This window comes from Kutzneria sp. CA-103260, from assembly GCF_018263855.1.
In the GTDB taxonomy this organism is placed as follows: Bacteria; Actinomycetota; Actinomycetes; order Mycobacteriales; family Pseudonocardiaceae; genus Kutzneria.
On record NZ_CP073318.1, the window covers coordinates 260401 to 272527 of the forward strand.

13 protein-coding genes and 1 pseudogene are annotated in these 12127 nt (G+C 70.1%); 9 read left to right on the plus strand and 5 right to left on the minus strand.

The window, feature by feature from the left end; genetic code table 11:
• Nucleotides 1-2: 2 nt before the first annotated feature.
• Genes JJ691_RS01145 through JJ691_RS01155 form a run of 3 tightly spaced genes read right to left on the minus strand, consistent with a single transcriptional unit; the run spans nt 3 to nt 2816 of the window.
• Nucleotides 3-860: a PaaX family transcriptional regulator gene (locus tag JJ691_RS01145; RefSeq protein ID WP_211766922.1), complete on the minus strand. Its 858-nt coding sequence runs from the start codon at nt 858-860 to the stop codon at nt 3-5.
• A gap of 24 nt (nt 861-884) precedes the next feature.
• Nucleotides 885-1697 (minus strand): fumarylacetoacetate hydrolase family protein, encoded by an 813-nt coding sequence (locus JJ691_RS01150; RefSeq protein ID WP_211766923.1) that lies wholly within the window; start codon nt 1695-1697, stop codon nt 885-887.
• A gap of 9 nt (nt 1698-1706) precedes the next feature.
• Nucleotides 1707-2816 carry a cupin domain-containing protein gene (locus JJ691_RS01155; protein ID WP_211766924.1) on the minus strand — a complete coding sequence of 370 codons (1110 nt, stop codon included), beginning with the start codon at nt 2814-2816 and terminating at the stop codon, nt 1707-1709.
• 70 nt (nt 2817-2886) lie between these two features.
• On the opposite strand from JJ691_RS01155, the gene JJ691_RS01160 reads away from it, so the two are divergent.
• The 6 genes from JJ691_RS01160 (at nt 2887) to JJ691_RS01185 (ending at nt 8655) form a co-directional block, all read left to right on the plus strand.
• Nucleotides 2887-3273: an acyl-CoA thioesterase gene (locus tag JJ691_RS01160; protein WP_211766925.1), complete on the plus strand. Its 387-nt coding sequence runs from the start codon at nt 2887-2889 to the stop codon at nt 3271-3273.
• Entirely contained in the window at nt 3270-5441 is a 2172-nt protein-coding gene (locus JJ691_RS01165) for an oxidoreductase (RefSeq protein WP_211766926.1), read from the plus strand. Before JJ691_RS01160 ends, JJ691_RS01165 begins: the two co-directional genes overlap by 4 nt.
• Nucleotides 5434-6396, plus strand: coding sequence for a carbon-nitrogen hydrolase family protein (locus tag JJ691_RS01170; protein ID WP_211766927.1), 963 nt, complete (start codon nt 5434-5436; stop codon nt 6394-6396). Before JJ691_RS01165 ends, JJ691_RS01170 begins: the two co-directional genes overlap by 8 nt.
• A gap of 10 nt (nt 6397-6406) precedes the next feature.
• Nucleotides 6407-7327 carry an aldo/keto reductase gene (locus tag JJ691_RS01175; protein ID WP_211766928.1) on the plus strand — a complete coding sequence of 307 codons (921 nt, stop codon included), beginning with the start codon at nt 6407-6409 and terminating at the stop codon, nt 7325-7327.
• Between the two features lie 116 nt (nt 7328-7443).
• On the plus strand, nt 7444-8040 hold the full coding sequence (locus JJ691_RS01180; protein WP_211766929.1) for a helix-turn-helix domain-containing protein: 597 nt from the start codon (nt 7444-7446) through the stop codon (nt 8038-8040).
• Nucleotides 8041-8049: 9 nt separating this feature from the next.
• The gene (locus JJ691_RS01185; protein ID WP_211766930.1) at nt 8050-8655 is read left to right on the plus strand and encodes a TetR/AcrR family transcriptional regulator; all 606 of its coding nucleotides are present in this window, start codon (nt 8050-8052) and stop codon (nt 8653-8655) included.
• Here the strand turns inward: JJ691_RS01185 and JJ691_RS01190 are convergent.
• Together JJ691_RS01190 and JJ691_RS01195 are read right to left on the minus strand one after the other, a co-directional pair.
• On the minus strand, nt 8645-9298 hold the full coding sequence (locus JJ691_RS01190; protein WP_211766931.1) for a peroxiredoxin-like family protein: 654 nt from the start codon (nt 9296-9298) through the stop codon (nt 8645-8647). The genes JJ691_RS01185 and JJ691_RS01190 overlap by 11 nt on opposite strands.
• Before the next feature lie 94 nt (nt 9299-9392).
• Nucleotides 9393-9935: a YdcF family protein gene (locus JJ691_RS01195; RefSeq protein ID WP_211766932.1), complete on the minus strand. Its 543-nt coding sequence runs from the start codon at nt 9933-9935 to the stop codon at nt 9393-9395.
• A 45-nt stretch (nt 9936-9980) separates the two neighbouring features.
• Between JJ691_RS01195 and pyrH the strand changes: the two genes are divergently transcribed.
• The 3 genes and pseudogenes from pyrH to ligD all read left to right on the plus strand — a co-directional run bounded on the left by pyrH (nt 9981) and on the right by ligD (nt 12099).
• The gene (pyrH, locus tag JJ691_RS01200) at nt 9981-10724 is read left to right on the plus strand and encodes a UMP kinase (RefSeq protein ID WP_211766933.1); all 744 of its coding nucleotides are present in this window, start codon (nt 9981-9983) and stop codon (nt 10722-10724) included.
• A 10-nt stretch (nt 10725-10734) separates the two neighbouring features.
• Nucleotides 10735-11166, plus strand: a pseudogene (locus JJ691_RS01205) (DNA polymerase ligase N-terminal domain-containing protein); the annotation flags it as partial.
• A gap of 36 nt (nt 11167-11202) precedes the next feature.
• Nucleotides 11203-12099, plus strand: a complete 897-nt coding sequence (gene ligD / locus JJ691_RS01210; RefSeq protein WP_211771211.1) for a non-homologous end-joining DNA ligase — start codon at nt 11203-11205, stop codon at nt 12097-12099.
• Nucleotides 12100-12127 lie beyond the last annotated feature (28 nt).

Here is a 12127-nt window from a genome sequence, read left to right on the forward strand (position 1 = left end):
GCTCAGGCGATGGCCGCCGCGACATGGGCCCGCGCGCCGTCCTCCAGGCGCTCCCGCATGGCGAAGAACAGGTCGGCGGCCCGCGTGCCGACCCAGTCCGCGGGCAGGAGTTCCGCCGGCAGACCGGGATCCAGGTACGGCAGCCGCCGCCACGCCGTCAACACGCGCACGTAGTCCACGAACGCCTCGCGGCCCTCGCCGGACCGCTTGCGCCGCCACCGCTGCCACACCGGCTCGTGCTCGTCCAGGAACGCCGCGTACTGGCGCTCCAACTCGTCGAAATCCCACCACTGCCGCATCTTCGCCGCCACGTCGCCGAAGGACAGGTGGTCGGCGCGGAACAGATCGGCGTAGCCGTCCAGATCCTGCTGCCGCAGCATCGCCGCGGTCGCGTGGTGCAGGTGCGCGGGCGCGATCCACACGCCGGGCGCGGCCGTGCCGAAGCCCAGCCGGGTCAGCTGGGACCGCAGCACGTGCCGCTTGTTGCGCTCCGACTCCGGCACCGAGAACACCGCCAGCAGCCAGCCCTCGTCCAGCGTCGAGCGGTCCCGGCGGAAGATCCGCTCGTCGCCCTCGCGCAGCACGGCGAGGCCCTCCTCGGACAGCGCGTAGCCGGCGGCGCCGCCCCGCCGCTCGGCCGCGAGAATGCCCCGCCGCTTCAGCCGCGAGATCGACGAGCGCACCGCCGGCTCGTCGATGTCCAGATCGGCCAGCAGCGCGATCAGCGACGCGACCGACAGCCACCCGCCGTCGGCCCGCGCGTACAGGCCGTACACGGTGACGATGAACTGCCGCGGCTGCGCGGATCGCGCGCCCGCGTCACCGTCGGTGAAGGCCTCCCCAGCCGCTGCGATCGCCATGCCGGCAACATAGCAGCGGGGATGTCACCGTGCGTCCACGACGGGATTTCGCAGCGTCCCGATGGCCTGCACGGTTGCCTCCACGACGTCCCCGGGGCGCAGGAACTGCTGCGGCGTGAAGCTCGCGCCGACGCCGGCCGGGGAGCCGGTGGAGATCACGTCGCCCGGTTCCAGGGTCATGCCCGAGCTGATGTCGGCGATCAGTTCAGGAATCCGGAACAACATGTACCGGGTGTTGGACTTCTGCTTCACCTCGCCGTTCACCCGCAGCGACAGGTCGAGGTCGTGCGGGTCGGCGAGGTCGTCGGCGGTGCGCACCGCCGGCCCGAACGGGGCGTAGGAATCCTGGCCCTTGGAGAAGAACCACTGCCCGGAACGACGCTGGTCGCGGGCGCTGATGTCGTTCATGATGCTGTAGCCGAACACGTGGTCCAGCGCGTCCTCGGCCCGCACCCGGCGGGCGGTGCGCCCGATGATCACCGCCAGCTCGCACTCCCAGTCCAACTGCTGGGTCAGGTCGCCGTTGTGCAGGATCGGATCGTCCGGGCCGACCACGGCGGTCGCCGGCTTGCCGAACAACACCGGCCGCTGCGGCAGTTCCTTGTCGGTGTCCAGGGTCCGGGCCGACTCGGCGACGTGCTCGGTGTAGTTCAGCCCGATGCCGACGATCTTCCCCGGCCGCAGCGGGGCGTGCAGTGTCACGTCGGCCAGCGGGTGCCTCGTCCCGGTCTCGGCTCCACTGTCGAGAATGGACTCCCCGGTGGTCTCGAAAACCTCGTTGTCCCTGAGGATCCCGACCCGCCGCCGGCCGCCGATCGAGTACGTCACTAACAGCATCGAAGTCCCCTATTCGACGGGCTGGTGGCCGTTGTTGTCCGGGTAGGACTCCTCGCGCCAGAAGGCGAGCGAGCGCATCACTGGGAAGTCGTTGTACGAGAACAGAACGGCGTCATCAGTGACGCTACCGTTGGCGTGCTCGTGCCAGGCCCACGACGGCACGCAGAACACGTCGCCCTCCTGCCAGTCGTACCTCGTGCCGGCGATCACCGAGTGCCCGCTGCCCTTGGCCACGGTGTACATCACCGAACCGGTGTGCCGGTGGGCCTTCGTGGCCTCGCCGGGCCGCAGCAGCTGGAGGTGCGCGCTCATGGTCGGCATCACCGAGCCACCGGTGAGCGGGTTGCTGTACTCCAGGATGATGCCGTCGTAAGGAGATCCGTCGCTCGCCGCGGCGACGTCCAGCAGCGCTGGATAGGTCCGTTCCCACGGGTAGGCGAACAGTGGCGAGTAGCGCTTGTCCCACGCCTCGTAGCCGTAGGGCCGCAGCTGTCCGTGGCCGTAGGTGAGCAGTGAGGAGTTCACCACGTCGCCCTGCTTCTGGTACACGTCCGGGTGCACCTCGTAGAAGCCGGCGTCGTGCGCGTTCACGAGCGGGATGTCCAGGCCGTCCTGCCAGATCACCGGCTCGTCCGAACCCTCGTTGCCGTGCTCGTGCCAGGTCCAGTTGGGGGTGATGGCGAAGTCGCGCGGCCCGACCTTGAGCTTCTGGCCGTCGACCACGGTCCACGCGCCCTGGCCCTCAAGCACGAACCGCAGTGCGGCGGCCTGGTGCCGGTGGGCGGTCATCGACTCGCCGGGGCCCATCACCTGCAGGCCGCTGTAGAGCAGGCCGACGGAGGCGGAGATGTCCTTGCGGCCCGGGTTGACCAGCATCACCACGCGGCGGCCGGCGTCGTCACCGCTGACCAGGCTCAGTGCCTCCAGCACCAGCGGTCGGAGTTCCCGGTACGACCAGAGCGTGGGCACCGACTTCGGTTGCGGGTACCAGGGTTCGATGTCGTTCGCGACCGTCCACAGTGCACCGGCCTGGAACTTGCCGAGTTTCGCGTAGTACGCCTTGAGATCGTCGTTGTCGACCACTCGCGCGCGGCCGAGCACGTCATCGCTGAGTGTCATGCCGTTATCTCCTTGTCTTGACGGTCGTCATCGTCGCGCTATACCGTGAGGGTGTCAAGGAGGTGCCGGTATGCCCGAAGTGACGATCGAGCGCACCGTGGAGTGGTACGACACCGACGCCGCCGGCCATCAGCACCATTCGGTGATCCTGCGCTGGGCCGAGGCCGCCGAGGCCGAGTTGTTGCGTCAACACGACGTGGCCTGGCTGTTCGGCCGCACACCCCGAGTCCGGCATGAGGTCGACTACCGCTCCCGGCTGTGGTTCGGCGAGGTCTGCAAGACCCGGTTCTGGGTGGACCGGTTCGGCCGCACGTCGCTGACCTTCGCGTTCGAGGTGCACGGCCAGAACGGCTTGGTCGCCAACGGTTCCGTGGTCGTCGTGCACGCCGAGCCGGACCAGGACAAGGCGACGCCCTGGCCGGACGAGGTCGTCGCAGCCCTGGGAGGCCGGTCGTGAGCAGGTACGCGGTCATCGGCGGCGGCCCGGCCGGGCTGTACTTCGCCGCGCTGGCCAAGAGTCTGGACCCGACGCGCGAGATCACCGTCTGGGAGCGCAACGCCGCCGACGACACGTTCGGCTTCGGCGTGGTGTTCTCCGACGAGACGCTGGACGGCATCGCCGCCGCCGACCCGGTGATCGCCGCGGCGATGGAGGCGGAGTTCGCGCGCTGGAGCGACATCGACATCCACTACCGGGGCCGGGTGGAGACCTCCGGCGGGCACGGGTTCGCGGCCATCTCGCGGATGCGGCTGTTGCAGATCATGCAGCAGCGCTGCCTCGACCTCGGGGTGGACGTCCGATTCCAGTCGGTCGCGCCGACCGCCGCCGAACTGTCGGCGGAGTACGACCTGGTGGTCGCGGCCGACGGCGTCAACTCGCTGACCCGCACGGCGTTCGCGGACGTCTTCCAGCCGTCGCTGGACCCGCGCACCTGCCGCTACATGTGGCTCGGCACCGACCGGGTGTTCGAGGCGTTCACGTTCATCATCGCCGAGACCCCGTATGGCCCGATGCAGGTGCACGCCTACCCGTTCAGTCGCGAGCGCAGCACGTTCATCGTCGAGATGACCGAGCGCACCTGGGCCGCCGCCTGCCTCGCCGATGAGCCCAGGACCGATGAGAGCAGCACCGACGAGTGCGGGCCGGCGCGGATGACCGAGCTGCTGGCCGACCATCTCGGCGGCCACAAGCTGATCACCAACAACTCCAAGTGGCTGCGCTTCACCACGGTGCGCAACAAGACGTGGCGGCACAACAACATCGTGCTGCTGGGCGACGCCGCGCACACCGCCCACTTCTCCATCGGCTCCGGCACCAAGCTGGCCATGGAGGACGCCCTGGCCCTGGCTGCGAACATCCAGCGCCACAACGACATCGCCACCGCCCTGGAGCGGTACGAGGCCGACCGGCGGCCGGTGGTGCAGTCCACGCAGCGGGCCGCGCAGGCCAGCCTGGAGTGGTTCGAGACGATCGAGCACGCCGTCGACAAGGCGCCCGAGCAGTTCGCGTTCAACCTGCTGACCCGCAGCCGCCGCGTCACCTACGACAACCTGCGGCAGCGGGATCCGGCCTATGTGTCGCGTTTGGACACTTGGTTCGGCGACGGCAATCCGCCGCTGTTCCAGCCCTACGCCCTGGGCGACGCCCGGCTGCGCAACCGGATCGTCAGCGCGCCGATCACCCTGGACGTCGCGGTCGACGGCGTTCCCGGCGATGTGGAGTTCGCGCACCTGGCCGGCAAGGCCCTCGGCGGCTCCGGGCTGGTGCTCAGCGGGCGGACCGCCGTCAGCCCGGAGGGCCGGAAGAGTCCTGGCTGTACTGGTCTGTACAGTTCAGGGCAGGTCAAGGCCTGGCGGCGGATCACCGACTTCGTGCACGAGCACACCGGTTCCCTGATCGGCGTGCAGCTCAGCCACGCCTCCCGGGACCTGACCCTGCCGGTCGAGGAGATCGCCGCCGATTTCGCCCGGGCCGCGCGCAATGCTGTCGCCGCGGGCTTCGACGTCATCGAACTCCAGGCCGGGCACGGAAACCTGCTCTCGGTGCACCTGTCCCCGCTGACCAGCCCGCACATTAACCGGGAATTCCCGTTGCAAGTGCTGGACAGCGTGCTTGACGGGGTGCGCGGCGAGCTGCCGGTGATCGTGCGGATCTCCGCCGTGGACTGGGCTCCCGGCGGCACGACGATCGAGGAGTCGGTGGCGACCGCCGCAGCGTTCGTGGCGGCCGGCGCAGCGGCGATCGACGTCTCCAGCGGCGAAGTCGTGCCGCACGAGAAGCCGTTGTACGGCCGCAGTTACCAAACCCCGTTCGCCGAACGGATCCGCGCCGATGTCGGTGCCCCGACCATCGCCGTCGGCGGCATCTCCTCGGCCGACGACGCCAACTCCATCGTGCTGGCCGGCCGCGCCGATCTGGTCGCCATTGGCCATGCCCAGCTGCACGACCCGTCCTGGCCGCTGCACGCCGCCGCCGCGCTCGACTACGCCGGTGAGGGCGCGTTCTGGCCGGCGATGCACCGGGCCGGCAGTGGCCGCCCGCCCTCGGCCGGCCGGGCCCGCCCGCAGCTTTCCCTGTGGGACAAAGAGGATTCGCTGCACCGACGCTGGAGGACCAATGGATGAGTTCCCCCGGTTCACCGCCGCCGCCGTGCAGGCCGCGCCGGTCTACCTGGACGCCGCCGCCACCGTCGACAAGGCCGTGTCGCTGATCCACGAGGCCGCGCGCAACGGCGCCACCCTGGTCGCGTTCCCCGAGGTCTTCGTGCCGGGCTACCCGTACTGGAACTGGACCATGAACCCGGTCGACGGTTCCCCTTGGTACGAACGGCTTTACCGCTCGGCCATCGACGTCCCCGGCCCGCACGTGGAGACCCTGTGCTCGGCCGCCGCGGCCGCCGGCTGCACCGTGGTCATCGGCGTCAACGAGCGCGGCCCGCACAGTCTCGGCGTGCTGTACAACAGCATTCTCACCATCGGCCCCGACGGCACGCTGCTGGGCGTGCACCGCAAGCTGGTGCCCACCTGGGCCGAGAAGCTGACCTGGACCAACGGCGACGGCAGCTCGCTGCGGGTGCACCAGACCCCGATCGGCCCGCTCGGCGCGCTCGCCTGCGGCGAGAACACCAACACCCTGGCCCGCTTCACCCTGCTCGCCCAGGGCGAGCTGGTCCACGTGGCCAGCTACATCTCGCTGCCCGTCGCCCCGGCCGACTACGACATGTCCGAGGCCATCGCCATCCGCACCGCCGCCCACTGCTTCGAGGGCAAGCTGTTCTCCATCGTCTCCTGCTCCACCATCACCGAGGAGATGATCGAGATCGCCGCTGGCGACAGCCCGGTCATCGCCGAGCGCATGCGCCGCAAGCGCAGCGCCCTGTCCGGCGTCTTCGGCCCCGACGGCCGTCCCCTGGTCGACCCGCTGGTCGACGAGGAGGGCATCGTCTACGCCGAGATCGACCTGGCCCGCTGCATCCAGCCCAAGCAGATGCACGACATCATCGGCCACTACAACCGCTTCGACGTCTTCAACCTCACCGTCGACACCACCCCCCGGGCGCCGATCACGTTCACCGCCTAGGGTTGGTTGTATGACCACAACCATCGGCTCGCTCTCGGTCGGGCCGCTCTGCCTCGGCACCAACATCTTCGGCCGGGCCGTGGACAGCCCGGGCACGGCCCGCATCCTGGACGCCTTCGTGGCCGGCGGCGGCGACTTCATCGACACCGCCGACCTGTACGGGGGCGGCCTGTCCGAGACCTACATCGGCGACTGGCTGGCCGGCCGGGGCGGCAGGCGCGACGACGTGGTGATCGCGACCAAGGTGGGCTTCCCGCAGAACGAGGTCTACAAGGACCTGAAGCCGGCCACCATCCGGGCCGCGGTGGACGGCAGCCTGAGCCGGCTGCGCGTGGACTGCATCGACCTGCTCTACACCCACCACGACGACGAAGAGGTCAGCGTCGCCGACATCGTCACCACGCTGGACGAGCTGGTCAAGGCGGGCAAGGTGCGGGAGATCGCCGCCTCCAACGTCTCGCCCGAGCGGCTGACCGAGTTCATGGAGTACTCGGCGGCCGAGGGCAAGGCCGCCTATGTGGCGTTGCAGCCGCACTACAGCCTGATGTCCCGGGACACCTACGAGGGCCCGCTGGCCGACGTGGCCGAGAAGTTCGACCTGGCCGTGTTCCCGTACTTCGCGCTGGCCATGGGCTTCCTCACCGGCAAGCACCGGCCCGGCGCGGAGGTCGACTCGGTCCGCACCGGCGGAGTCGCCCAGTACGTGAACTCCGAGCGGGGCGCCAAGGTGCTCGCGGCCATGGACGCCATCGCCGCCGAGACCGGCGCCGAGCTGGCCTCCATCGCCCTGGCCTGGCTGAGCTCCCGCCAGCAGATCGCGGCCCCGATCGCCAGCGCCCGCAAGGTGGAGCAGCTCCCGCCCCTGCTGGCGGCCTCCTCCCTGACCCTCACCACGCCCCAGCTCGACACTCTCACCACCGCTTCGGCTTGATGTCATGAAGGGCCCCATCCTCACGTTCAACGTCAGGATGGGGCCCTTCATGACCCGGCTGTTGCCGGGCACCGTGCCGGATTGACAAACACGGTTGCCGAAACTGCAATGGAGGCATGACCGACGACCTGGAGCAGGTGCTGACCGAGGTGGGGCCGCGGCTGCGGTCCCTGCGCGAACGCCGCAACGTCACGCTGGCGGCGCTGTCCAAGGTGACCGGCATCTCCGTCAGCACGCTGTCCCGCCTGGAGTCGGGCGGCCGTCGACCCAGCCTGGAACTGCTGCTGCCGCTGGCCAAGGCCCACCAGGTGCCGCTGGACGAGCTGGTGGGCGCGCCGCCGACCGGGGACCCACGGGTGCACCTGCAGCCGATGCGGCGCGGGGAGGAGACGGTGATCCCGCTGAACCGCCAGCCGGGCGGCCTCCGCGCGTTCAAGCACATCCTGCCGGCCGGCAGCCGGCTCAAGCCGGACCCGCGGACGCACGAGGGCTACGAGTGGCTGTACGTGCTGACCGGTCGGCTGCGGCTGGTCCTCGGCGAGCACGACGTGGTGCTGAAGGCCGGCGAGGTGGCCGAGTTCGACACCCACGTGCCGCACTGGTTCGGCAACGGCGACGAGCGGCCGGTGGAGTTCCTGAGCCTGTTCGGCCCGCAGGGGGAGCGGATGCACGTCCGCGCCGCGCCCAAGGGGTCTGGAGTGGATGGTCGGTAAACTGGTGCCATGACAACGCCGCGCCTGACCGCCAAGGGGCAGGCGACGCGCGACCGGATCGTCACGGCCGCCGCGGAGCTGATGTTCGAACGGGGCGTGGCCGGCACCAGCACCGAGGACGTGCAGGCCGCGGCCGGCGTCAGCACGTCCCAGATCTACCACTACTTCCGCGACAAGAAGGCCCTGGTACGCGCGGTGATCGCGCTCCAGACCGAGATGATCGTCGGCAACCAGGAGGCGGTGCTGGCGACACTGGACTCGGTCGCCTCGCTGCGGGCCTGGGCCGACGCCATCGTCGAGCTCCAGCGCAGCCTGGGCTGCAAGGGCGGCTGCCCGATCGGTTCGCTGGGCACTGAGATCGCCGAGCACGACCCCGACGCCCGCGCCGACGTCGCGGCCGGGTTCGAGCGGTGGGAGCGGGCGATCCGGGGCGGCCTGCACACCATGCGCGATCGCGGCGAACTGCGCCGCGAGGCCGACCCGGACCGGCTGGCCACCACCCTGCTGGCCACCCTGCAGGGCGGCCTGGCGCTGACCCAGGTCCGGCGCGACACCGTGGTGCTGGAGATCGCGCTGGCCCAGGTCATCGATCACATCGAGACGTTCACGAGCTGATCGAGTCGAGCGCGGCGAGGATGTCCGACACCTCGCTGCGGGTCGTGTAGTTCGGGTGCACGTCGATCCACCGGATCACGCCGTCGGCGTCGACCACGAGGGTGGTGGGCATCGGCAGGGTGGCCGTGCCGTCCGCGTTGACCGCGGTGACGTCGAGGCCCAGGGACCGCTGCGCCTTGAGGGTGTCCTCCTGGGCCGGCATCAGGATGCCCAGCTTGCCGGCGATCTGGTTGCCGGGGTCGGACAGCACGGCGTAGCTCAGCTCGTTGGTCTCCTGCATGGTCAGCGAGCCGTCCGGCTTCTGCGGGCTCAGGGCGACCAAGGTCGCGCCCCGGGCCTTGAGCTCCGGCACCAGTTCCTGCTCGTACGCCCGGAGCGCGACGTTGCAGTACGGGCACCAGGCGCCCCGGTAGAACACCACGACCGCCGGCTTGCCCGCGGTGCTCGCGGCCAGCGTGGTCGGCTCGCCGTGGGCGTCCAGCAGGTCGCCGTCGGGCATCGCGGCGCCCGGGGTGGCGGCCCCGGCCGGTGTGCCGGCGGCGTCCAGCTCGGCCTGGTCCTTGACGAACTGGGCCACCACCTCCGCCGGCAGCCGTCCGGCCGTGCCCCGCTGCATCTCCTCGACCCGTGACGCGATCGTCATCGTTCCCCAGCCTTCCAGTTTTGGAGTGTCCACTCCATTTCACCGCGCCGGGTTTTGGAGTGTCAACTCCAAAAGCTTTCGGGGTGCTTACGGCTCAGCAGGAGGTCTGGAAGATCAGCGCCTTCACGCTGGCCGCCCACTGGTACGGGATCTGGCGGAACCAGTCCCACCAGGGCAGCGGCGAGGTCGCCACCGAGACCGTGCCCGGGAAACAGCGGCTGACCCGCAGCTGGGCCCGCAGCGCGTGATCGGGCGTGGTCACGATGATGACCGACTGCCAGTGCCGCTGGGCCGCCACCTCGCCGATGAAGCGGGCCTCGCCGACGGTGGTGCCCGGATCGGGGTTGAAGCAGAGCACCTCGACGCCCGCGGTCGCCGGCAGGCAGCGGTTCGTGCCCGCCTCCGACGGCACCGTCGACTGCGCGACCACCGGCGCCCGGCCCGCCCGGACCAGCTCCATCGTCGTGGCGTCGCGGTTGCCGGGGCCGGCCAGCTCGATGATCGCGTCGGCCCGAGCCGGCAGCGGCGACAGATCGGGCAGCACGAACAGGCGGACCGTCGCGACCGTGAACACCACCAGCACCAGCACCGCGACCACGGCCAGCTTGCGACGCCAGGTGGTGACCGGCTGCTCCATGTCCGGTACATCGTCGCGACGCCGCCGGCCGCTACCCTTCGACCCGTGCGCCGTGTCGTGGTGAAGCTGAGCGGGCGGGCCATCGCCGGCCCCGACGAGTACGGGTTCAGCGCCGCGGCGCTGAACCACCTGGCGTCCGAAGTGGTCTCCGTGCGCCGCCTCGGCATCCAGGTGGCGGTGGTGGTCGGCGGCGGCAATGTGTTCCGGGGCAACCGATCCGAGTCCTGGGGCATCGACCGGGTCGAAGCGGACAACATCGGCATGCTCGGCACCGTGATCAACAGCCTGCTGCTGCGGGGCCGGCTGACCGCGCTGGGCGAGCACGACGTGCGGGTGATGACCGCGGTGCCCATCGACGCCGTCGCCGAGCCGTACATCCGGCTGCGCGCGGTGCACCATCTGGAGAAAGGGGCCGTGGTCATTCTGGCCGGCGGGATCGGGCAGCCGTTCCTGACCACCGACTACCCCAGCGTGCAGCGGGCCATCGAACTCGGCGCGGACGCCCTGCTGGTCGCCAAACACGGCGTCGACGGCGTCTACGACAGCGATCCCAACAAGCATCCCGAGGCGCTGCGCTTCGACCGGCTCACCTACGCGCACGTGCTGGAGAAGGAACTCGGGGTGATGGACCAGTCCGCGTTCATCCTGGCCCGTGACCACAAGCTGCCGCTGCACGTGTTCGACATCGAGCGCACCGGCGTGATGGCCGCGATCTGCGGCGGCCAGCGCCTCGGCACCTACATCGGGCCCGACGTGGAACGTTCGGTGCACGCGCGCGATCGGCGGTAGCCTGGCTTTCGTGGCCGACCTGGGCGAGTACCGGCGGAAACGGGATGCGCGGCGCACCCCGGAGCCGGTGCCCGCGGAGGGGCCGCTGCCGGCCGGCGACAACGACGTTTTTGTGGTGCAGGAGCACCATGCCACCCGGCTGCACTACGACGTGCGGCTGGAACGGGACGGGGTGCTGGTCTCGTGGGCCGTGCCCAAGGGGTTGGCCATGAGTCCCGGCGCGGTGCGGCTGGCCGTGCACACCGAGGACCACCCCATGGAGTACGCCTCGTTCGAGGGGGACATCCCCCGTCGCGAGTACGGCGGCGGTCATGTGTCCATTTGGGACCGTGGCACCTACGAGACGCACAAGTGGACCGACTACGAGATCGACGTCTCGTTCCACGGCTCCCGTCTGGACGGTCGCTTCGTCTTCATCCACAAGGAGGACAAGGACTGGCTCGTCCGCAAGCGCGGCAAGCAGTCCTCGACCTCCACCATGGTCGAGGTCGAGGGTCGGCGGCTGAAGCTGACCAACCTGGAGAAGGTGCTCTATCCGGCCGACGGCTTCACCAAGGCCCACGTCATCGACTACTACCGCCAGGTCGCGCCGTGCCTGCTGACCCACCTGGCCGCTCGGCCGGTCACCCTGAAGCGCTTCCCCGACGGCGTCGACGCCCCGTCCTTCTTCGAGAAGAACGCCTCCCGGCAGGCTCCCGAGTGGCTGCGCACCATGACCCTGCCCACTCCCGGCAGTGCCAAGGGGGCCGAGACCCTCGACTTCGCCATGCTCGACGACCTGCCCGGTCTCGTGTGGGCCGCCAACCTCGCCGCCCTGGAACTGCATGTTCCACAGTGGACCGTCGGCCCCCGGGGTGGCGTCCGGGACCCCGATCTCCTCGTCTTCGACCTCGACCCCGGTCCCGACACCACCGTCGTTGACTGCTGCCGGGCCGCCGAGCTCATCCGCGACCTGCTGGCCGCCGACGGCCTGACCGGCTTCCCCAAGACCAGCGGCGCCAAGGGGCTGCAACTGTACGTGCCGGTACGGGTCAGCAACGCCGAGCGGACCTCCCAGTACGCCAAGTCCATCGCCCAGCGCCTCGCCGCCGACCACCCCGACCGCTACGTCGCCGTCATGGCCAAGTCCCGCCGTTCCGGCCGGGTTTTCGTGGACTGGAGCCAGAACAACCCCGCCAAGACCACCATCGCCCCGTACTCCCTGCGGGCCCGCGAACACCCCACTGTGTCCACTCCCGTCACCTGGCGCGAGGTCGAACGCTGCCGCACCCCCGCCGACCTGACCTTCACCGCCCCCGACGTCCTCGCCCGACTGGGCAAACACGGGGACCTGCTGGCGAACTTGCAGAAGGAGCCCGGCCGCCTGCCACGCTGAGCCTTGCCTTACTGAACGGTCCAGTTCA

Bases quoted from the DNA above. Each gene is read 5' to 3' on its own strand.
- JJ691_RS01175 (WP_211766928.1), top strand. From the start codon at position 6,407: ATGACCACAACCATCGGCTCGCTCTCGGTCGGGCCGCTCTGCCTCGGC.
- JJ691_RS01160 (WP_211766925.1), top strand. From the start codon at position 2,887: ATGCCCGAAGTGACGATCGAGCGCACCGTGGAGTGGTACGACACCGAC.
- JJ691_RS01180 (WP_211766929.1), top strand. From the start codon at position 7,444: ATGACCGACGACCTGGAGCAGGTGCTGACCGAGGTGGGGCCGCGGCTG.
- JJ691_RS01195 (WP_211766932.1), bottom strand. From the start codon at position 9,935: ATGGAGCAGCCGGTCACCACCTGGCGTCGCAAGCTGGCCGTGGTCGCG.
- ligD (WP_211771211.1), top strand. From the start codon at position 11,203: ATGGTCGAGGTCGAGGGTCGGCGGCTGAAGCTGACCAACCTGGAGAAG.
- JJ691_RS01190 (WP_211766931.1), bottom strand. From the start codon at position 9,298: ATGACGATCGCGTCACGGGTCGAGGAGATGCAGCGGGGCACGGCCGGA.
- JJ691_RS01150 (WP_211766923.1), bottom strand. From the start codon at position 1,697: ATGCTGTTAGTGACGTACTCGATCGGCGGCCGGCGGCGGGTCGGGATC.
- JJ691_RS01155 (WP_211766924.1), bottom strand. From the start codon at position 2,816: ATGACACTCAGCGATGACGTGCTCGGCCGCGCGCGAGTGGTCGACAAC.
- JJ691_RS01185 (WP_211766930.1), top strand. From the start codon at position 8,050: ATGACAACGCCGCGCCTGACCGCCAAGGGGCAGGCGACGCGCGACCGG.
- JJ691_RS01145 (WP_211766922.1), bottom strand. From the start codon at position 860: ATGGCGATCGCAGCGGCTGGGGAGGCCTTCACCGACGGTGACGCGGGC.
- JJ691_RS01170 (WP_211766927.1), top strand. From the start codon at position 5,434: ATGGATGAGTTCCCCCGGTTCACCGCCGCCGCCGTGCAGGCCGCGCCG.